1 pseudogene is annotated in these 262 nt (G+C 31.7%); it reads left to right on the forward strand.

The window, feature by feature from the left end:
• Window positions 1-50: 50 nt before the first annotated feature.
• Window positions 51-262, forward strand: a pseudogene (locus HMPREF2663_RS07735) (pathogenicity island protein); the annotation flags it as partial.

Here is a 262-nt window from a genome sequence, read left to right on the forward strand (position 1 = left end):
CTTCATGGGTTCCGGTAGTATTACGAATAAAAGAAAAAGGAGCAAACTAAATGAATGTAGAGATAATCGCAAATCAATTTGAAACAAGAGCAGGTACGTTATTAAGATATTACACTGGATTATTAGAAAGTAGTAGAGAAACACCGTTTGGATTCAAAATATATAATGATCCGTTTGATATGGTTTATGTAGTTATGAATGGTAATTTATACGGTCACATATATATCAAGGATTGTAATGTGAGAAAAGCGTTTGAGTTAGC

Origin of the sequence: Staphylococcus sp. HMSC077D08 (assembly GCF_001837945.1) — a bacterium.
In the GTDB taxonomy this organism is placed as follows: Bacteria; Bacillota; Bacilli; order Staphylococcales; family Staphylococcaceae; genus Staphylococcus; species Staphylococcus epidermidis.